Genomic DNA, 18,547 nt, shown 5'->3' on the forward strand with positions numbered 1-18,547 from the left:
TCGCCGATCTGACGATGCTTCTGTCGCCCCGGTCGATCCAGGTCGCCTGTAGCTCTCTCTCGAAGCCTGCGACCACATGTCGAACCATGTCTTCACCATCATGGCGCTCGACGAGCTGACGTTGGGAATGGCGGGGCTCCGCGCGCTTGCGGACCGGCGAGCTGATGGCGACGCGACGCCGGCCCTGTTCCTTCGCGCCGAGCGCAGCGGCGTCTCCGAGCTCATCGAGGCGCTCGTGGCGGGCGTCACCGATTGTGTCCGTAAGCCCGTAAGGGCTGAGCATGTCGCGGCGAAGCTTCTCGACCTCGCCACAAGTCGACCGCGGTCGCCCAGGTCTTGACCGAATGCGCCATTGTCCTGGTCAAGGAGCAGAGGCTCAGATCAGCACCGACCGGATCATGAACGCGATCGCCCCGATGACGGCGATCCCCAAGAGATAGAGCGCCATGAACCACAGCCATCGGCGCATCAATGGTAGCCGTCGCCGGGCAGGACCTTGCCGCGGAAGACCCAATACGAATACGCCGTGTAGGCCAAGATCAGCGGAACAAGAACGGCTGCGCCCACGAGCAGGAACCGCAGTGATGCGTCGGGGGCGGCCGCTTCGGCTATCGTCAGCGCGGGGGGGACGAGATTGGGATAGAAGCTCACGCCGAGCCCGGCGTAGCACAGGATGAAGATCGTCACGGTGGCCAGGAACGGGCGCAGATGATCCTGGTTTCGCAAGCCGCGCCATAGCTGCCATATGGCGATCGCGAGCAGGATCGGTACGATCGCGCTCCAGACTCCCGAAGGCCAGCCGAACCAGCGCGCGAGATATTCGGGCCGCAGGAACGGCGTTGCGAAACTGACGGCGCCGATCAGCGCGATCAGCGCAACTCCGATCGGAACCGCGAAGCGATGTGCGCGCTTCAGTGTCTCACCCTCGGTTTTGAGGATCAGCCAGGTCGCGCCAAGCATGGCGTAGCCCACCACCACCGCCAGCGCGGTCAATCCAGAGAACGGCGTCAGCCAGTCCCAATTGCCGCCGCCATAGGCGCGCCCGTTGACCGCTATGCCCTGAACAAGAGCGCCAAGCGCCAACCCCTGCGCGATGGCGGCGACCAGAGACCCGCCCCAGAAACCGAGCTCCCAGAAGCCTTGCATCCTTTTGGTCCGATGCACGAACTCAAAAGCCACGCCGCGGAAGATCAGTCCCAGCAGCATGGCGATAATGAGCGGATAGAGCGCCGGCATGACAATGGCGTAGGCCAGCGGAAACACGGCGAACAGGCCGCCGCCGCCGAGCACGAGCCAGGTCTCGTTGCCGTCCCATACGGGGGCGATGGTGTTCATCGCCAGGTGGCGCTCCTCGCGGTCTTTCAGGAACGGAAACAGGATGCCGATGCCCAGATCGAAGCCGTCGAGAAGCACATAGGCGAGGACCGCGAAGGCGATCAGCCCGGCCCAGATGAAGGGAAGGTCGAGGATCATGACCTTAAGTCCCCGGCGCGAAATGCGGCGCGGTCGGGTTGGCGGCGACGGGCGTGATGCCCGCGGTCCTCGTCGGCCCGATCTCGTCGATGTCGACGCCGTCCTTCGGCCGCTTGCTCATCAGGCGCATGACGTAAAACGTGCCGGATCCGAAAACGAAGAAGTAGACCACGATAAAGGCGATCAGCGACGCGCCGACGGCGTCGGCGTGCAGGGGCGCCGCACTTTCGCCAGTGCGCAGAAGGCCATAGACCGTAAATGGCTGTCTCCCGACCTCCGTGGTGATCCATCCGCACAGCACGGCGAGAAAGCCCGACGGACCCATCACCACGGCCGCGCGATGAAGCCAATGAGCGTCGCAGAGGCGTCCTCTCCATCGCGCCCAGGCCGACCATAGGCCGATGCCGAGCATCGCAAAGCCGATCGCCACCATGATGCGGAATGTCCAGAAGATCATCGCCGACTTGGGACGTTCGTGCTTGGGGAAAGCATCGAGGCCCTTGATCGGGACGTCGAAGCCATGGGTCAGGATAAGGGAGCCCAGAAGCGGTATCTCGACCTTGTATCGGGTCACTTCCGCCTCATCGTCGGGCAGGCCGAAGAGGATCAGCGGCGCCCGTCCTTCCGGATAGCTCTCGAAGTGGCCCTCCATCGCGGCGATCTTCGCGGGCTGATGCTCCAGCGTGTTCACGCCGTGCATGTCGCCCGCCACGATCTGAATCGGCGTGACGATCAGAGCCATCCACATCGCCATGGAGAACATGATCGCCGCTTCGCGGCTGTCACGGTTGCGAAGGAGATGCCAGGCGCCGACGCCACCCACCACAAACGCCGTGGTCAGGTAGGCGGCCAGCACCATGTGCACGAGCCTGTAAGGGAAGGACGGGTTGAAGATGATCGCCCACCAGTCTTCCGGCACGAACTGACCGACCGCGTTGATCGAATAGCCCTGGGGCGTGTGCATCCAGCTGTTGACGCTGAGAATCCAGAAGGCGGAAAACAAGGTTCCGATCGCCACGATGAACGTAGCGGTCATATGTAGGCTGTCGCCGACCTTCTGGCGGCCGAACAGCATGATCCCGAGGAACCCGGCCTCGAGGAAGAAGGCCGACAGTACTTCGTAGCCCATCAACGGCCCGAGCACCGGTCCGACCTTGTCGGAGAACACCGACCAGTTGGTGCCGAACTGATACGACATCACGATGCCCGACACGACGCCCATGCCGAAGACCACCGCAAAGATGGTTTTCCAGTAGTCGAACAGCCGAAGATATGCGTCGTCCCGTCGCCACAGCCAGAGACCGTTCAGCACCGCAAGAAAACTCGCCAGGCCGATCGAGAAGGCTGGAAAGATGATGTGGGCCGAGATCGTGAAGGCGAACTGAAACCGAGCAAGATCGATGGCGGATATATCGCTCAGCATGACGCAGCTCCTGACGAATATCTCTCGCATATAGACGGTCGTCGACCATCCGGACGCTGATTTGTCCACGCCCGGTGATCGGACATGAAGATGCTGCACACAGAGACAGTGGCGGTATCGAGTGATTGAGCCGGGGCCGAAAGGGTTTCGCTCATGCGATAGGTGGTGGCCGCGTGCTGCGGTTCAGGCGGTTAGCTCCGTGACGCTTTGAAGATCATGTAGGCGGCGACGACGAAGATCATGACGGCGAATGCGACATTGAGCGCTCCCTTCTTCGGAGCGAGCCGGCAGGCGACCGCAGAGCCCACCGCGCTTCCGGCAATGCCACCGCAGACGAAGATGATCGCGAGCGGCCAGTCCACATATCCGGACACGGCGTAGTTCAGCGCCGTAGTGAGCCCGAAAGCCGTCACGGCGACGAGCGACGAGCCGATCGCCATCAGCATTGGCATACCCGTCGACGCAATCAGTCCGGGGACGATCAGAAACCCGCCGCCGATGCCGAAGAACCCTGCGAACAGGCCGGTCGCGGCCCCGAAACCCAGAACTTTCGGCGATTTCTCAAGGGTGCATTCGGCGCCGATTTCACCCTGGTCGCCCTTGTTCCGGAGCATCAGTATCCCGACGAGGACCATGAGGACGGCGAAAAGCAATAGCAGCTTGTGGCCGTCGATCGCCTTCCCGACGGTTGAACCGACAAGAGCGCCGGCGACGCCGGCGACGCTGAAGACGGCGGCGCATCGCCATTTTACGTTGCCGCGGCGGGCATGGTCGATCAGGCTGGCGCCAGCGTTCGCCGCGACCGCAAATGCGCTCGTTCCGATGGCGATATGCGGGCTGGGGACGCCGACCAGATAGACCATGAGCGGAACGGCGAGGATCGATCCGCCCCCGCCGAACAAGCCAAGCGTAAACCCGACCAGAGATCCGGACAGTCCTCCAAGCAGATACTGGATTGCGTCGAGCGTCATCTGCGCGCGGTCATTCGGCCGCCTGAGCGGTCGTATGCTGTGGCTTCGCCATCAGCTCGCGGCCCTTGAGCATCGCCTGCCAGTAAATCTTTGGCAGCACGCGTTCCTTCAGCATCCAGGCGGCCTTCGACGGCTTGAGGTCGTCGATGAACCATTTCGGGAAGCTTGGGACACGTCGGCCGCCATAGGCGAATTCTGCGAGAATGACCTTGCCGCGTTCGACGGTGAGCGGACATGAGCCATAGCCGTCGTAGATCGCGGGCTGTGAGGTCGAGGCGGATCCCATGTCGCGGAGCAGGTTTTCAGCGACCACCGGCGCCTGCTTGCGGGCCGCCGCCGCCGTCTTGGCGTTCGACGCGCCCATGGCGTCGCCGAGGCTGTAGATGTCGGGATACCGGACGTGGCGCAGCGTGCCAGGATCGACGTCGACCCAGCCGGCCTCATTGGCGAGCGGCGACGATTTCACGAAATCCGGCGAGCTTTGCGGCGGCGTCACGTGGATCATGTCGAACGAGCGTTCGACGATCTGGGGTTCGCCCTCCTTCGGGGTCGTCTTGAACCAAGCTCGTTTGGCTGCGCCGTCGATCTTGACCAGGTTGTGCCCGAACGAGAGGCCGATGCCGTACCGCTTCACGTATTCCATCAGCGGCGGCACGTAATCCGCCACGCCGAAGAGCACCGGACCGGCATTCAGGAACTCGACTTTGGATTTCCCAAGCGCTCCGGTCGCCAGCCAGTGGTCGCAAGAGAGATACATCGCCTTCTGCGGCGCCCCGGCGCATTTGATCGGCATCGGCGGCTGCGTGAACAGCGCGTTCCCGCCACGGAACTGCTGAACGAGCTCCCATGTGTAGGGAGCGAGGTCGTAACGGTAGTTGGAGGTGACTCCGTTCTTGCCGAGGGTCTCTTCGAGGCCTTCGATTGCGCTCCAGTTGAGCTTGAGCCCCGGCGCGACCACGAGCTTCCGGTATGAAACCGCCGCGCCGCTTTCGAGCGTCACCGTCTTTGCGTCAGGCTGGAAGGAGGCGACCCGTTCCTTGATCCATTTGACGCCATTGGGAATGAGCGAGGCCATGTCCCGACGGGTCTCGGCCGCCGAGAACACGCCGCGGCCCACCATCGTCCAGCCCGGCTGATAGTAGTGGGCGTCGGCGGCGTCGATGATCGCTATGTCGAGACCCGGCTTTCGCGAAAGAATGCTGGCGGCCAATGCGATGCCGCTGGCGCCGGCGCCGACGATAACGACGTCGTGGGATCGAGACGTGTTCGACTTCGACGCTCCGCGATCGCTTTCGCCAAGACGCGCCGTCAACGCCGCCGACACATCGTAGCCGGCGGCCTTCGCCGCGCCTTCAATGTCCTGTGAGGGCCGATTTCCGGCTTCGGACATCGCCCAGAGCGTGGCGGTGCGGGTTCCGGACTTGCAGAAGCCGATGACCGGCTTCGGCAGCGAGCTCATCGCGTTTGCGAAAGCTTCGACGTCCTGCTTGGCGAGCTTGCCAAGGACGACCGGAATGTACCGCGTCTCCATCCCGGCCTGACGCGCCGCGGTCTCGATGTCGGCGTGAGACGGCTGGTCGGCGGCCTCGCCGTCCGGACGGTTGATGATGATCGACCGGAACCCGGCTGCTTTCGCCTCGGCGACATCTGCGACAGTGAGTTGCGGGCTGACCGAGAGGTCGTCCGTGAGCGTCTTGGCCTGCATGGCGGGTCTCCCAATTTGCGGCCGGCCGGATGCCGGTCTTCGATGTCGCTTCGCGACAGGTCCTGCATCCGCTGTTCGCCGATGCGTCCGGGCGCTCTGTTCGATCGCGGCTTGGCGCCTCGGTCAGATCGCGACTGGCGCCGCCACGTTGGGCTTGGTGAGGTCATGCGCCGCCATGCCCAAGATCATGGCGGCCAAGAAAATCATTGAAGCCGGCAGGCCGACTGCCATCCCTGCGATCGCGGGTCCCGGGCAAAGGCCGGCCATTCCCCAACCTATGCCGAAGATGGCCGAGCCCGAGACCAGGCGGCGGTCCACCGGTCTGGTCGGCGGCAGGTGAAATCGGTCATCGAGAACCGGGCGGCTCATCGCCCGAACGATCAACATCCCGACAGCCGCAACCAGAACGGCGCCGCCAAGAACGAAGGCGAGGCTTGGATCCCACGGACCCGTGACATCGAGAAAGCCACGCACGCGGGACGGGTCGAGCATTCCGGACAAGGCCAGGCCGAAGCCGAAAACGAGACCGGCCGCCAGGCTGACGATGAGGCGCGCGACGTTCATGACAGACCCGCGGCGCGCATCGCGGCGACCGTGGCCACCGCTGTGGTCAGGAATGTCGCGACGGCGGCCATCGACCGTGGCGAGAGACGCGCAAGGCCGATCACGCCGTGGCCGCTGGTGCATCCTGACCCCAGTCGTGATCCGTATCCAACGAGCAGGCCGCCAAGCGCCAGAAGCCAAAGCGGCGTACCGATCTCGATCTTCGGAAATGTCCCGAAGACGGCGAGGAACAGCACCGGTCCGAGTACGAGGCCGATGACGAATGCGAGGCTCGTCATCGGGCCTGTGTCTGTGCGCCGCCACAGACCGCTCACTATCCCGCTCACGCCGGCGACACGCCCGTTCAGCGCCAACAGCATCGCCGCCGCGAGACCAATCGCCATGCCGCCTAATAGCGACGGGAGAAAATCAGCAATGGTCATCGCCGTCCCCGCTGAGCTTCCGGAAATGGGAGAATCTGGGCGAATCTGGCGGCGCCGTGGCTGCGGCCGTTCGACGGGGCGTGGGGCGTGGGGGTTCGCGTCGCGTGACCGCCGACAGTCGTCGCCAATCCAAAAATTTGTTGTAGGACGCCGACGACTTCGGCGGCCCTGTGATCGACGAGACGATAAAACACCTGCTTTGCGTCTCGGCGGGCTTCGACGAGGCCTGCGTCGCGAAGGCCGGCAAGTTGCTGTGACAGCGTCGGCTGTCGGATTCCGAGGCTCGCCTCAAGCTCGCCCACGGACGCCTCTCCCGCCATCAAACGAGCCGCGATCATCAGCCTGTTCGGATTGGCGAGACCCTTGAGGAACTCGCCAGCGGCGTCGGCGCGCTCGCGGGTGACCGCTTCGTGGGACATCATCACCATGTCGCGCTCTCCAGCGCGTCGATCGGAAACTTCAGATACCGGCGGCCGTCATTTTCCGGCTCCGGCAACCGTCCGCCGCGGATGTTCACCTGCAGCGCGTGGAGGATGAGCTTGGGCATAGGCAGACTGCGGTCGCGTTCTTCTCGAAGCTGGACGAACTCCTCCCGCGACCGGCCCGCGATGTGCGGGTTGAGACGCTTCTGCTCCGCGACCGTGCTCTCCCATTGCGGAGCGCGTCCGTCCGGCTGGTAGTCATGTCCCGTGAACACCCGCGTGTCGTCGGGCAGCGCAAGAATCTGCTCGAGCGAGCTCCACATCCGATCGGCGCTTCCGCCCGGAAAGTCGCAGCGGGCGGTCCCGCTGTCGGGCATGAACAGCGTGTCGTGGACGAAGGCCGCGTCGCCGATCACATAGGTGATCGAAGCGAGCGTATGCCCGGGAGAAAACAGCACTCGGGCGCTCAGTTCGCCGATCCTGAAGCGCTCGCCTTCGGCGAACAGGCGATCCCATTGCGAGCCGTCGGCCTGAAGGTCGGAAAAGTTGTAAATGCCCTTCCAGAGCTTCTGGACGTCGGTGACGCGCTCGCCGATCGCGGTCGGAGCGCCCGTCAGAGACTTCAGGTGTTGAGCTGCCGAGAAGTGATCTGCATGGGGATGTGTGTCGAGGATCCATTCGACCCGGTAGTCGCGCTCGGCCACGAACGCGAGGATCGCGTTGGCGCTCCGGGTCGACGTGGCGCCCGACTTCTCGTCAAAATCGAGAACCGGGTCGATGATCGCGCAGGCGCCCGTAACAGGGCACGCCGCCACGTACTGGATGCTGTTCGTGCGCGGCTCGAAGAAGCCCTGCACGACGGGCTTGAGGTTGCTCTCTGACATGGCCGACCTCACGACCGCCTCAGGCGGTAGTACCAGTCGGGGGAGGTCTCGCTCGGCGTGAAGTTCGCCAGCTCGGCGACGTCGAGCGGCAAGGCGTCGATGACGGGATCGCCCTTCGTCCACCCTTCCGGCGTCGACGCCGTCTGGGCGTCCGCCGTCTGGAGCGCCTCCACGAGGCGAGGATTTCCGCGACCGACCGGCCTGTGCTCATGGGGTAGCAGGAGATCGCACGGATGACGCCTTCCGGATCGATCACGAAGGTGCCGCGCACTGTCGAGCTGTCCTGAGCGCCGTCCTGGAGCATGCCGTATGCGGCGGCGATCACCATCGAGGGGTCCTCGGCGATCGGGAACGGCACCGCGACGCCAAACCGCTCGCGGATCGAGTTCGCCCAGGCAAAATGCGAGAACAGGCTATCGACGGACATCGCAAGCAGGTCGCAGTCGAGTTCCTCGAACTTGTCGTGCGCGCGGCTGAAAGCGACGAACTCGCTGGTGCAGACCGGAGTGAAGTCAGCCGGATGCGAGAAGAACACCAGCCAGCGGCCCCTGTAGCTGGCGAGTGCGCGCTCACCCATCGTGGTGCGCGCAACAAACAAGGGCGCTGGCGATCCGATGACCGGGGGTCGCCGAAAAACCTGTTCATTCTCGATCGAAATCGTCTCGCTCATGCCCGCCTCGCGCTGCCTTGACGATATCAATATACACTTTCATATTATTGATATCAAGGGGCCTTAAGTGTTTTTCCGGTATTATGGAGCAACCACAACGCGCTCCGTATCCAAGGCCTGCCGTCTCGCCGATGCTTAGTCCATGGCTCGAGACGGCTACGGCGACACCATTTCGGACTGCTGAGGAAGCGCGCCGAGCTCTTCAACGAGGCTGAGCGCCTGCGAGATCGGATGGCCGAGATCCGGAACGACATCGAAGCCCTCGACCGGACGTTGGGCTCGTTCGGCTACATAGGCGATCTGGACGCGGCCATGCCGCGCCAGAAGCGCCAGGTCATGTTCGGGACCGGCGAGCTCACAAGGACCTTGATGCGGGAAGTCGCAGATGCCGACGGGCCGATGATGTCTAGGGAGCTTGCCCAGACCGTGATCTCACTACGGGCAGACGATGCCCGCGATCGAAAGCTGCTGTCGGAGGTCACGCGTTGGGCGTCGAAGGCCCTGCGTAAGCAGCGCGACGAGGGGCGCGTCCAGTCAGCGCCGGATCAGAACGGCAACCTTCTATGGGTACGCCGCAACAGCAATCCTGCGATACCGCCTAAGAGGCTAGGCTCCAATTATTTCTGACAGCCTGATTTTTATACATAAAATATTTAACACAGGGCGCTTCGGTCGCTTCCCTTCCAACCTAATTATTTTAAGTTCGACTAATGAAGATAACGATCTTGAGACGTTTGATTGAGACCGGCTCGCTAACCTAGCTAGCTCTGCAACGCTTTCAGGAGCCTCTCGGTTAATGATACCAATAATTTCGATATTTCCTTTTGTCAGAGCTTTTAGGATGACCTCCGTTTCAGAGAGCGGGGGCATGCTGTTTTTCGTTTAATCGGTGAACGACCTGATCGACCCGGTCAGGCGTCATTGCGCTCCATCCCGCTAGATGAAAACGCGTCACCGCAGATCGCCAGCTCTGGAAAAGCGCGGGGTCTGTTGCTGCGAACTCTACGGGCGCATCGGATGTCGCTAGCCGAGATATTTCTCGCAGCAACTCCCAATCGCGACTGTGTGCGACTGAAGCAGTGTTTCCGCGGAGAAGCGAATCGAGCGCAGTAACATACAGCTCTCTTGGCGATCTGCTCATTTATGTTCTCGGCTAGTTGTCAGTTCAACGAAAACGAGGTTCTCGGAAGCAGCCTCCCGATCTGACGGTCTAGGAAGTTTCTGATGGCCAATTCGATGTCGGAGAGATCGATCCCTCTCTGCTTAACCCACCAGACAACGTCCTGAACATCGGCGGGGCTCGATCGAACAAGCTTCGCTGCAGCCAACAGGTCTGGGGTTGGCATAATCACAATGAGCTGCCCATACCTTCCGATGGTTTCAGTTTCGAAGTCGTTGGGAAGTTGAACAATACCTGGCCTGATTATCTGAATGTATATTTTATCTGGATCAATTTCACCTTTCGGATCGTAGAGAACGCCAATATCACGACAGACTTTGGATAACTCTGCGGCGTCAAAGCTAGAACCTGCGAACCACACGTCGATATCTGGTGTCTGACGCTCCTTCTGCCCCGTGGCGATCCCGGGCGTACTCCCAATCACGCAAAGCGTTGTAGGCGTCTGGAGCGCCGAACCAATCTTGGCGAACAGATCCTCAACCGTCGAAGCTTCAATTGGCATGCTCTCTCCCGTCTTATCCTAGATAATATCATGAAATGATATTTATTCAACCGCAAGTTTTTGCTTCTGCTGTTGAGCCGCAAGGCGACTTTAGCTTGTGCGCCCTCTGCCAGTAGCCCCCGCCCAGACCTCGGAGGGCGGGTGTCCGGTCGCCGCAAGCGCGATGAGCAGAAACTGCGTTTCGTTGCCGATCCGACGCGCCGGATCCGCGAGAAGAAGCTCTCGGCGCTGTTCGTTCACGCTTCCTCGTCGCTGTAGGCGCGCTGGTGGTTGATCCGCTTCATGTTGAGGCCGGCGTAGTGAAGCGGATTCCACGAGTTGGCTTCATCGGCGTAAACCGTGCTCCCGGGCTTGATCCGCCGCTCGAGGATCGGGACCGCCCGGAAAGGCCGTCTTATGCTGCATGGAAATCGATTTTTCGCTCAAAACAGAACGATTTTTCGTCTGCTCCATAACACAGTGAATTTCCTGCACTTGAGGGTTCGGCGGCTTAAGGCTGGCTTAAGCTCAGCAGGCGAACCCGACGGCAGGGGCTGATGACCCTGCGCGCCCTGGAGGCGATCATGTTCCGAGATCGTGCGATCAAAATGGGACTGGCTGTCGCGCTCGCCGCGGATGCCGCGCCAGTGCGAGCCGCCGACCAGCCGCAGTCTCAGTCCGTCGGTCCGGTTAAGACGGCGACGACGCCCGAGCGCTCGCCGTCCGACGTATGGACCGTTCCCGACGTGGGTTCGCTCCCGCCGGGCCGGTGGGGCCGACACGGTCCGTTTGGGTCGGGATCTCACGACAGAGACGTATGCCCATATCGGCCCGGAGGTCGCCGACCCCGCCAAGCGTTTCGCCGGCAGCGACATGGCCTGCCAGAGCTGCCATCTCGAAGCCGGGACCAAGAAATTCGGCTTGCCGTTCGTCGGCGTGTTCGCCGACTTTCCTCAATACCGCGCCCGCGAGGGCGAGGTCGGCATGCTAGAGGATCGGATCAACGGCTGCATGACGCGCAGCCTGAACGGCAAGGCGCTTCCGATCGACTCGCCCGAGATGAAGGCCTTTGTCGCCTACATCGAGTTCCTGTCGGACGGACGCCCGATCGGCCGAAAAACGCCCGGACGGGGATCTGGGAAAATGGAGGACTGGCGCGCGCGGCCAATCCCGTCGTCGGTCGGCAGGTTTACGAACAGAACTGCTCCAGCTGTCACGGAGCGGACGGCCAGGGCCAGCGAGTCGGCGACGCCAAGGGCTACCTGTTCCCGCCGCTTTGGGGCGCCGAAAGCTTCAACGACGGAGCCGGCATGGGCCGGCTGATTTCAGCGGCGAATTTCATCCGCAGCAACATGCCGAACGGAACGACCCACGATCGACCGGTTCTTTCGCCCGAAGAGGCATGGGACGTCGCGGCCTACCTTCAGTCCAGGGAGCGGCCGAAGAAGCCGGCGCTCGACAAGGACTACCCCGTTCGCTCCGAGAAGGCCGTTGACGCCGGGTACGGCCCATTCGAAGACGGCTTCGACGCGGCCAGCATAAGTACGGTCCGTTCCAACCGATCCGGGCTAAGGTCAATGCAATGAAGTCAGCACAAGATTCCGAAAATTCTAGTCAACCAGATCAGTGAATTAAAGAGATGAAATCTTTGGCGCTCAGTTTCGCATTGATTATGTCGTTATTTCTTGGATGGAGCTCACAAGGCGCCATGGCTGTGGAAGCCGAATATTATCAGGACCAGAAAGTCGTCTACCACAATGACGGCGGTGGGGCCGACAACGCAGCTTACTTCAAAAGAATGCTGGGTAGCCTGAAGAACCATGTCGACGCGGTTGGAAAACAGCGTGTTGAAATTCGGGTCGTCGACCATGGTGCCGGCGTCGATCTGTTTTCGATGGCGCAGTCAGATGAGGAGCTGGCGGGAAAGATCGATGGTCTGAAGGAGCTTGGCGTCAGGTTCCTGATCTGCGCCAACACGCTGAAGGAGCGGAAGATCGACTGGAAAATGCTCTACGGCGTGACGGAAGCCGACATCGTCCCAAGCGGCGTGGCGGAGCTTGCACGCCTTCAGGGAATGGGCTTCGTCTACATTCACATCTGAGATCTCAAGGCAGGGCGTCCGACATGGACGACGCAGGACGGAAAGGTGGAGATCTGCCCGCGGCCGTAGTTACCGCGGGCGTCATCGCGCCTCCGCCGCTGCTCTTTGCAGGCTTCCTGTGTTTCGCCCTGATCGCCGATCATCTCATCGACGGACCGGGATCAGGCGTCTCAGCGACGCCTCGCTTCGTTGCCGGAACGATTCTCCCCGTGGTGGCCGTCATTCTGCTCGCAGCCGCCGTCCGCGGTTTTCGCTCTGCCGGCACCAAGCCCGAACCCTGGAAGCCGACGACGTCTCTGGTGGTCGACGGGGTCTACCGCGTGACCCGCAACCCGATGTACCTTGCGATGATGCTCATCTATCTGGCCGTCGCCCTGATGGCCGACAGCCTCGTGACGCTCGCGCTCGCGCTGCCGCTCTGGGCGATCGTCCGTTTCGGAGTGATTGGCCGGGAGGAACGCTACCTCGATCGACTTTTCGGGGAGCCATATCGGCGTACAGGAGCCGGGTCCGACGCTGGATCTAGCCGCATCCATAACGCCATGACCGCCGAGAGTTCAGCATCCTGGTTGTGAGCAGGTTCCGCCTTCCTGGATGGGCGGGCAGAGCACGTCGCCGTAGGAGCAAAAGACGCAGCAGTCGCCAGGGCGCGGCCGAAGCGACGCGCCGCATCCCTCGCAGTCGTAAAGGATGCGGTAAGCGTCGGTCGGCATGTCCTCGTTCCGGGAATGGAGGCAATGCGGGCATGTGATCGTCGAGCGCGTGATCAAGACGCCACCGTTTTTGGCTTTCAAAGCACCACCACCTTCGAGCCTCTGGGCACACGTCCATAGAGGTCGATCACGTCCTGGTTCAGCATGCGGATGCAGCCGGACGAGACCGCCTTTCCGATCGTATTCGGTTCGGTCGTGCCATGGATGCGGTACGTGTCCTTGCCGTCTTTGAACAGAGCGCGCGCGGCCCGAGCGGATTGGCGTCCCCGCCGTCCATTCCGGAGCTCAGATGACCATAGCGTTCCGGGTCCCGGGCGATCATGTCGTTGGTCGGCGTCCAGCGCGGCCATTCGCGTTTCAGAGAGACGTCGGCCGTGCCCTGAAACTCCAGTCCAGCCTTGCCGACCCCGACCCCATAACGAAGAGCCTTGCCGTCCTCCTGAACGAGATAGAGGAAGCGGTTATGGGGATCGACGACGATCGTCCCGGGGGGCTCGGAGGTCGGGAAGTCGACCAGTTGTCGCAGGTTCTTCGGATCGATCTTGCGCGTGTCGATCGCCTTGACGGGAAACGGCTCGTCGAGCTTGGCGGTGTAGCGCTCATCCGCGGCGTTCACCTGTGGCTTCGCCGTCCGGACGGAAGGCTCGGGCATGCTCGCACAGGCGCCCAGCAGAAGCGGCAGCGCTAGAATGGCGAGCCTGCGGGGGTACGCAAACAGGACTGTCATCGTGAAGCCGCCGATCTCAGGACTTGTCGCCGCGAAGGCGCGCTTGCGCCACGGCCTGCTTGAACTGCTCGTAGTCGAGCGCCGCGGCGACGAAGAGCGGGCCGACGAGATAGACCGGCGTTCCAGCGAGCCGGAGGCCTTCCGCCTGCGCCTTGTTGCGCTCGATCAGCGCCGTGATCTCGGATCCATGCGCCTTCAGGTCGGCGTCGAGCCGAGCCATGTCGACCCCGGACGCTTTGACGGCGTCGAGCATCTTGTCTTCCGGGATCTTGCGGCCGGGAATGCCCATCAGGGCGTCGTGCACCGCGCCGTACTTGCCTTGGTATTTGGCGGCGAGCGCGAGCCGGGCTCCGTAAAGCGAAGCATCCGTCAGGATCGGCCAGTCCTTGTAAACCAGTCGGATCTTGCCGTCGGTCTTCACCAGCTTTTCGAGCGAGGGCGCGGATTTCTTGCAGAACGGGCAGTTGTAGTCGAGGAACGCGACGATCGTGACGTCGCCCTTGGGGTTGCCCGCCACCGGCGCCGCCGGATCGTTCAGGATCATCTGGCGCGTCGTGTCGGCGTTCTCGGCCCAGGCCGGCGGCGACGCGAGCGGAAGTGCGAGAGCTGCAGCGAGCGCGAGGCGCGCCAGATTGGCGTTCAGGGACAAGGCGTGGTCTCCGCGGTTACGGTGCTCGCCCCCCAAGAGCGCCGCGTGGCTTAAGCCAGCCTTAAGCGGGCGGGCCGATCGAGGTGGGAAGAGGTCTTGCCGGGAATGCCGAAATGAGAGTGCTCGTCGTCGAGGACGATCCGCTGCTGCTTGATGGGCTGAAGGTCGGCCTCGGCCTCGCCGGCGTCACCGTCGACGTCGTTTCGACCTGCGCCGACGCCGAGGCGGCGCTTGCCGCGAACGCATTTGACGCCGTGGTGCTGGATCGCATGTTGCCCGATGGTTCGGGCCTCGACGTTCTGAAGCGGCTGCGCGGGAGCGGCGACCGAACGCCGATCCTGCTGCTTACGGCGCTCGACGACACGACAGACCGCGTCGACGGTCTCGACGCCGGCGCGGACGACTATCTCGGCAAGCCCTTCGATCTCGACGAGCTCGCCGCCCGGATCCGCTCCGTCGCCCGCCGCGGCGTCGGCCGGGCCGCGGGGACCCTGCGATGGCGGGACGTGACCCTGGATCCTGCCGCCATGTCTGCGATCCGCGACGGCGTGGCGCTGTCGCTGTCACGGCGCGAGTTCTCGGTGCTCGCCGCGCTGATGGAGCGGCCTGGCGCCATCAAGTCGCGTTCCGACTTGGAGGATCGGCTGTATGGCTGGCAGGAGGAGGTCGAGAGCAACGCGGTCGAGGTTCACGTGCATCATCTTCGCGTCAAGCTCGGCCGCGAGGCGATCGAGACCGTCCGTGGACTGGGCTACCGGATGAGGGACGGCGAATGAGGTCTCTTCGCGTCAGGCTGTTCGCGACCTTGATCGTCGCCACCGGCGCCCTCTGGCTGATCGCCGCCGTCTGGATCTATGTCGGCGCGCGGCAGGAGGTCGAGCACGTCCTCGACACCCGCCTCCAGGAGGCGGCGCGGATGGTCAGCTCGCTCGTCGCCGCCGGAAGCCTGCCGCCGAAACCTGAAGCTGGCGGGCCTCCCGGCCTGATCCCTGAAGCGGCGGGTTACGAGCGGCAGCTCTCCTGCCAGATTTGGTCCCTCGACGACCGCCTCGTGGCGCGCTCGAGCGGGGCCCCCGACGAGAAACTGAGCGACGGCGGCGCAGGCTTCTCGGAGCGGGTCGTCAACGGCGAACCCTGGCGGGTGTACGCCGTCCAGGACGAGGCGAAGGGGATCAGGGTACTGGTCGGGGACCGGCTCGGTCTGCGTGAACGTCTGGTCACGGACCTCATCAAGGGCCTGCTGTGGCCGGCCGCGTTCATCCTCCCACTCCTTGGCGTGCTGATCTGGGCAAGTCTGGGACGCGGGCTTCGACCGCTTGACCGGATCACCCGCGAACTCAGCGGTCGCGACGCCGAAGACATGAGTTCGGTCGACGCCGGCGCCGCGCCATCGGAGATCAGACCGCTGGCGGCCGCGCTGAACGGCCTGTTCGGCAAGGTCGAGCGGGCGCGGCGACATGAGCGAGAGGTCACGGCTTTCGCCGCCCACGAGCTTCGCACGCCGCTTGCCGGGCTCAAGACGCAGGCGCAGATCGCGGTCGCGGCGCAGGATCCAGCCGTGCGTGACAACGCGCTTCGACAGGTCGTTCGGGCCGTGGACCGCACCAGCCGCCTTGTGACCCAACTGCTCGCCCTCGCCCGGCTCGACGCCGGGCCGTCGAACGGCGCCGTCGAGGCGGTCCCACTCGGTAGCCTAATCGACGAGGTGGCCGAACTCTGCAGGGCCGCCGCCCCGGATGTGCCGGTGATGGTCGATCCGGAGATTCGCTCGATGGTCCTTGCTGCGCCACGCGAGTCTTTGATGCTCCTGCTGAAGAACCTAACCGAGAACGCCCTCCAGCACTCCCCTGTCGGCGGCGTGGTGACATGGCGGCGAACCGCCGGTGAGGACGCGATCGATATCGTGGACGAGGGCCTCGGGGCCTCCGAGGCGGAGCTCCCGCAGCTGACCCAGCGCTTCTTCAGGGGCGCAGGAAGTTCCGGCGCCGGCACGGGCCTTGGCCTTGCTATCGCGGCGGCGGCCGCAGCCAACTGCCGCGCGCGCATCGAACTCATGAACCGAGCCGACAGGCCGGGCCTGTCGGCGCAAGTTCATTTCGAGGCGGGGGTCATGTCGGCGTCGAGACAGGCGGGGATGGCGGCTTAAGGCTGGCATAAGCGGGACGCGCGAGGACTTCGGGATCGATATGTTCCCCAGGAGCTCCCGTGACCGCCGCCATCCGCCGCATCCGCTCCCTGAGACCCGCTTTCGCCACGCTCCTCCTCGCCGTCGCCATGGCGCTCTTGACGACCGGTGCCTTCGCTACGGGGGCCTCGGCCGCAGAGAAGCCGATTGCGATGTCGGCGGTTCGGGATGCGGATGGAGCGGTGCGCATCGACTGGCGAATGGCTCCAGGCGTCTATCTCTATCGAGACAAGCTTACGGCGAAGGTTGGCGGAGCGCCGGTCGCAATCGCGACGAAGCCGGGTGAAATCAAGGACGATCCCACCTTTGGTCAAACGGAGATATACCACGACCGAGCCTCCGGTCGGGTGGCCGAAAGCAGCGCTCCCCGCACGGGTGTGATCGAGATCGGCCACCAGGGCTGCGCGGAGAAGGGCGTCTGCTATCCGCCGACGACGACGCGCCTCGATCTTGCGACGCTGGCGCCGGTGACGGAGGCCGACGCTGGCGCCGAAGCCCTGACGTCGACGCCATCCTGGTCCGAGCTGACCGATCGCGGATCCGAGGCGGCCGCGAGCCTGCCCGAAATCCCATCGGCTTCGGCCGCCGGTCCGTCGCTCGATGGCGGCCTGTTCGCAGTCCTCGCCGCGTTCTTCGGGCTGGGGCTGCTGTTGTCGCTAACCCCTTGCGTCTATCCGATGTTTCCGATCCTGGCGGGAATCCTCGCCCGCAATTCCGGAACGTCCTCGCGATCGGCAGGGCTCGCGAGCGCGATCGCTTATGTCCTCGCCATGGCGAGCGCTTATGCGGCTCTTGGAGTTGCGGCCGCCTGGTCTGGTCGGAACCTTCAGGCCGCTCTCCAGACCCCGCTTGCGCTCGGCGCGATGAGCCTCGTGTTCGTCGTCTTGGCCCTTTCGATGTTCGGCGTGCTCCAACTCCGCATTCCCGCCCGTTTCGGTCCACAAATGTCCGGCGGCTCAGCGACGACCTGGGTCGGACGCGTCGGTGGGGCAGCCGCGCTCGGTTTCGTCTCAGCGCTTGTCGTCGGCCCTTGCGTCACGCCACCCCTGGCCGCGGCGCTGCTGTATATCGCCCAGACCGGAGATGCGGCGCGGGGGTCCGCGGCACTATTCGCGCTCGGTCTCGGCATGGGCGTCCCGCTGCTCGCCGTCGGCGTTTTCGGCACGCGGATTCTGCCGCGATCTGGCCCTTGGCTCGCGACCGTCCAGCACGCCTTCGGCGTGGTCTTCCTCGGGGTCGCCGTTTCGCTCGTGGCCCGCGTCATTCCCCCAACGGCGGCGCTCGCATTGTGGGCGCTCTTCCTCATCGGCCTTGGCGTCTTCGTCGGCGGATGGGACCGGTTGAACCGAGAAAACTCAGTGAGGGATCGGATCGCGAAAACCGCAGGCGTCGCTCTGTCGGTCTATGGCGTTGCGCTGATCGCCGGAGCGGCTTCGGGAGCGACCGATCCGCTGCGGCCCCTCGAGCGTTTTGCAACAGGCCAGCCGGTTACGATGCAGGCTGTCTCGACGCACAGGGTGGTGACCACCGCGAATGAACTTGAGACGGTCCTGGACGAAGCGCGTCGCGCGCGACGGCCAATCCTAGTGGCGTTCAGCGCGGACTGGTGCGTGATCTGCAAGGACAACGATCGGGCCATCGCCGGGGACACGCAGCTTCAGGCGGAGCTTGCCCGGATCGAAGTCGTGAAGGTAGACGTCACCGCGATGTCGAGCGAGTCCCAAAAGCTTATGAGCAGGCACCATGTCGCGGGTCCGCCGACGATGCTGATGTTCGACAGAAACGGCGACGAGAAACCTGGATCGCGCACGGTCGGCGCCATCGACTTGGGGTCGTTCAAGACCGCGATAGCCCGCACGGCGGACACTTGAACGGCTTGAGCGCGCGGGTCACGCGAACCACGGTAAAGCGACCCGGCCTGCCCGAAGTGCGGCTGCCTGGCCGTCTATCGACACAAGGGCAAGCGCAGGATCCTCT

At 63.7% G+C, this 18,547-nt stretch carries 17 protein-coding genes and 6 pseudogenes; 8 read left to right on the forward strand and 15 right to left on the reverse strand.

The features are described from left to right. Positions 1 to 76 precede the first annotated feature (76 nt). Entirely contained in the window at positions 77 to 340 is a 264-nt protein-coding gene (locus tag K6K41_RS13160) for a response regulator (RefSeq protein WP_261405398.1), read from the forward strand. A 128-nt stretch (positions 341 to 468) separates the two neighbouring features. On the opposite strand, the gene cydB is transcribed toward K6K41_RS13160, so the two are convergent. The 9 genes and pseudogenes from cydB to K6K41_RS13205 all read right to left on the reverse strand — a co-directional run bounded on the left by cydB (position 469) and on the right by K6K41_RS13205 (position 8,441). Further along, positions 469 to 1,473, reverse strand: coding sequence for a cytochrome d ubiquinol oxidase subunit II (gene cydB, locus K6K41_RS13165; protein WP_261405399.1), 1,005 nt, complete (start codon positions 1,471 to 1,473; stop codon positions 469 to 471). 4 nt (positions 1,474 to 1,477) lie between these two features. After that, entirely contained in the window at positions 1,478 to 2,896 is a 1,419-nt protein-coding gene (locus tag K6K41_RS13170) for a cytochrome ubiquinol oxidase subunit I (protein ID WP_261405400.1), read from the reverse strand. Between the two features lie 191 nt (positions 2,897 to 3,087). Beyond that, positions 3,088 to 3,867, reverse strand: coding sequence for a sulfite exporter TauE/SafE family protein (locus K6K41_RS13175; protein WP_261405401.1), 780 nt, complete (start codon positions 3,865 to 3,867; stop codon positions 3,088 to 3,090). A gap of 10 nt (positions 3,868 to 3,877) precedes the next feature. Then, entirely contained in the window at positions 3,878 to 5,572 is a 1,695-nt protein-coding gene (locus tag K6K41_RS13180) for a bifunctional protein tyrosine phosphatase family protein/NAD(P)/FAD-dependent oxidoreductase (RefSeq protein ID WP_261405402.1), read from the reverse strand. 123 nt (positions 5,573 to 5,695) lie between these two features. Next, positions 5,696 to 6,136, reverse strand: a complete 441-nt coding sequence (locus tag K6K41_RS13185) for a YeeE/YedE family protein (protein WP_261405403.1) — start codon at positions 6,134 to 6,136, stop codon at positions 5,696 to 5,698. Beyond that, a complete protein-coding gene (locus K6K41_RS13190; RefSeq protein ID WP_261405730.1) occupies positions 6,133 to 6,552 on the reverse strand; it encodes a YeeE/YedE family protein in 420 nt (139 codons plus the stop codon). The genes K6K41_RS13185 and K6K41_RS13190 overlap by 4 nt, the downstream gene beginning before the upstream one ends. A gap of 116 nt (positions 6,553 to 6,668) precedes the next feature. Then, positions 6,669 to 6,977 (reverse strand): annotated as a pseudogene (locus tag K6K41_RS13195) (ArsR/SmtB family transcription factor); the annotation flags it as partial. A gap of 2 nt (positions 6,978 to 6,979) precedes the next feature. Beyond that, positions 6,980 to 7,846 (reverse strand): annotated as a pseudogene (locus tag K6K41_RS13200) (MBL fold metallo-hydrolase); the annotation flags it as partial. Positions 7,847 to 7,872: 26 nt separating this feature from the next. Continuing rightward, positions 7,873 to 8,441, reverse strand: a pseudogene (locus K6K41_RS13205) (peroxiredoxin). A 324-nt stretch (positions 8,442 to 8,765) separates the two neighbouring features. Between K6K41_RS13205 and K6K41_RS13210 the strand changes: the two are divergent. Further along, positions 8,766 to 9,161 (forward strand): hypothetical protein, encoded by a 396-nt coding sequence (locus K6K41_RS13210; protein ID WP_261405404.1) that lies wholly within the window; start codon positions 8,766 to 8,768, stop codon positions 9,159 to 9,161. On the opposite strand, the gene K6K41_RS30425 is transcribed toward K6K41_RS13210, so the two are convergent. The 3 genes and pseudogenes from K6K41_RS30425 to K6K41_RS13220 all read right to left on the reverse strand — a co-directional run. After that, complete coding sequence (locus K6K41_RS30425; protein ID WP_378149057.1) at positions 9,141 to 9,404, reverse strand: HVO_A0114 family putative DNA-binding protein; 264 nt, start codon at positions 9,402 to 9,404, stop codon at positions 9,141 to 9,143. The two genes, K6K41_RS13210 and K6K41_RS30425, sit on opposite strands and share 21 nt — an antisense overlap. Before the next feature lie 290 nt (positions 9,405 to 9,694). Beyond that, positions 9,695 to 10,216 carry a DUF6036 family nucleotidyltransferase gene (locus K6K41_RS13215; RefSeq protein ID WP_261405405.1) on the reverse strand — a complete coding sequence of 174 codons (522 nt, stop codon included), beginning with the start codon at positions 10,214 to 10,216 and terminating at the stop codon, positions 9,695 to 9,697. A gap of 239 nt (positions 10,217 to 10,455) precedes the next feature. After that, positions 10,456 to 10,575: pseudogene (locus K6K41_RS13220) on the reverse strand (transposase); the annotation flags it as partial. Positions 10,576 to 10,779: 204 nt separating this feature from the next. Between K6K41_RS13220 and K6K41_RS13225 the strand changes: the two are divergent. The 3 genes and pseudogenes from K6K41_RS13225 to K6K41_RS13235 all read left to right on the forward strand — a co-directional run bounded on the left by K6K41_RS13225 (position 10,780) and on the right by K6K41_RS13235 (position 12,871). After that, positions 10,780 to 11,825: pseudogene (locus K6K41_RS13225) on the forward strand (c-type cytochrome). Positions 11,826 to 11,867: 42 nt separating this feature from the next. Continuing rightward, positions 11,868 to 12,296, forward strand: coding sequence for a DsrE family protein (locus K6K41_RS13230; protein WP_378149093.1), 429 nt, complete (start codon positions 11,868 to 11,870; stop codon positions 12,294 to 12,296). A 23-nt stretch (positions 12,297 to 12,319) separates the two neighbouring features. Then, positions 12,320 to 12,871, forward strand: coding sequence for a methyltransferase family protein (locus K6K41_RS13235; RefSeq protein ID WP_261405407.1), 552 nt, complete (start codon positions 12,320 to 12,322; stop codon positions 12,869 to 12,871). Here K6K41_RS13235 and K6K41_RS13240 read toward each other — a convergent pair. The 3 genes and pseudogenes from K6K41_RS13240 to K6K41_RS13250 form a co-directional block, all read right to left on the reverse strand. Next, positions 12,854 to 13,009 carry a GDCCVxC domain-containing (seleno)protein gene (locus K6K41_RS13240; RefSeq protein ID WP_428978584.1) on the reverse strand — a complete coding sequence of 52 codons (156 nt, stop codon included), beginning with the start codon at positions 13,007 to 13,009 and terminating at the stop codon, positions 12,854 to 12,856. The two genes, K6K41_RS13235 and K6K41_RS13240, sit on opposite strands and share 18 nt — an antisense overlap. Before the next feature lie 80 nt (positions 13,010 to 13,089). After that, positions 13,090 to 13,736: pseudogene (locus tag K6K41_RS13245) on the reverse strand (L,D-transpeptidase); the annotation flags it as partial. 16 nt (positions 13,737 to 13,752) lie between these two features. Then, positions 13,753 to 14,385, reverse strand: coding sequence for a DsbA family protein (locus tag K6K41_RS13250; protein ID WP_261405409.1), 633 nt, complete (start codon positions 14,383 to 14,385; stop codon positions 13,753 to 13,755). Between the two features lie 113 nt (positions 14,386 to 14,498). Between K6K41_RS13250 and K6K41_RS13255 the strand changes: the two genes are divergently transcribed. From K6K41_RS13255 to dsbD, 3 genes are read left to right on the forward strand one after another with little or no spacing between them, the layout of a single operon-like run. Next, positions 14,499 to 15,161 carry a response regulator gene (locus tag K6K41_RS13255; RefSeq protein WP_261405410.1) on the forward strand — a complete coding sequence of 221 codons (663 nt, stop codon included), beginning with the start codon at positions 14,499 to 14,501 and terminating at the stop codon, positions 15,159 to 15,161. Then, positions 15,158 to 16,531: a sensor histidine kinase N-terminal domain-containing protein gene (locus tag K6K41_RS13260; RefSeq protein ID WP_261405411.1), complete on the forward strand. Its 1,374-nt coding sequence runs from the start codon at positions 15,158 to 15,160 to the stop codon at positions 16,529 to 16,531. The genes K6K41_RS13255 and K6K41_RS13260 overlap by 4 nt, the downstream gene beginning before the upstream one ends. Positions 16,532 to 16,590: 59 nt before the next feature. After that, a complete protein-coding gene (dsbD, locus tag K6K41_RS13265) occupies positions 16,591 to 18,441 on the forward strand; it encodes a protein-disulfide reductase DsbD (RefSeq protein WP_261405412.1) in 1,851 nt (616 codons plus the stop codon). The last annotated feature ends 106 nt before the right edge of the window (positions 18,442 to 18,547 follow it).

This window comes from Chenggangzhangella methanolivorans (assembly GCF_019797865.1).
GTDB lineage: Bacteria > Pseudomonadota > Alphaproteobacteria > Rhizobiales > Methylopilaceae > Methylopila > Methylopila methanolivorans.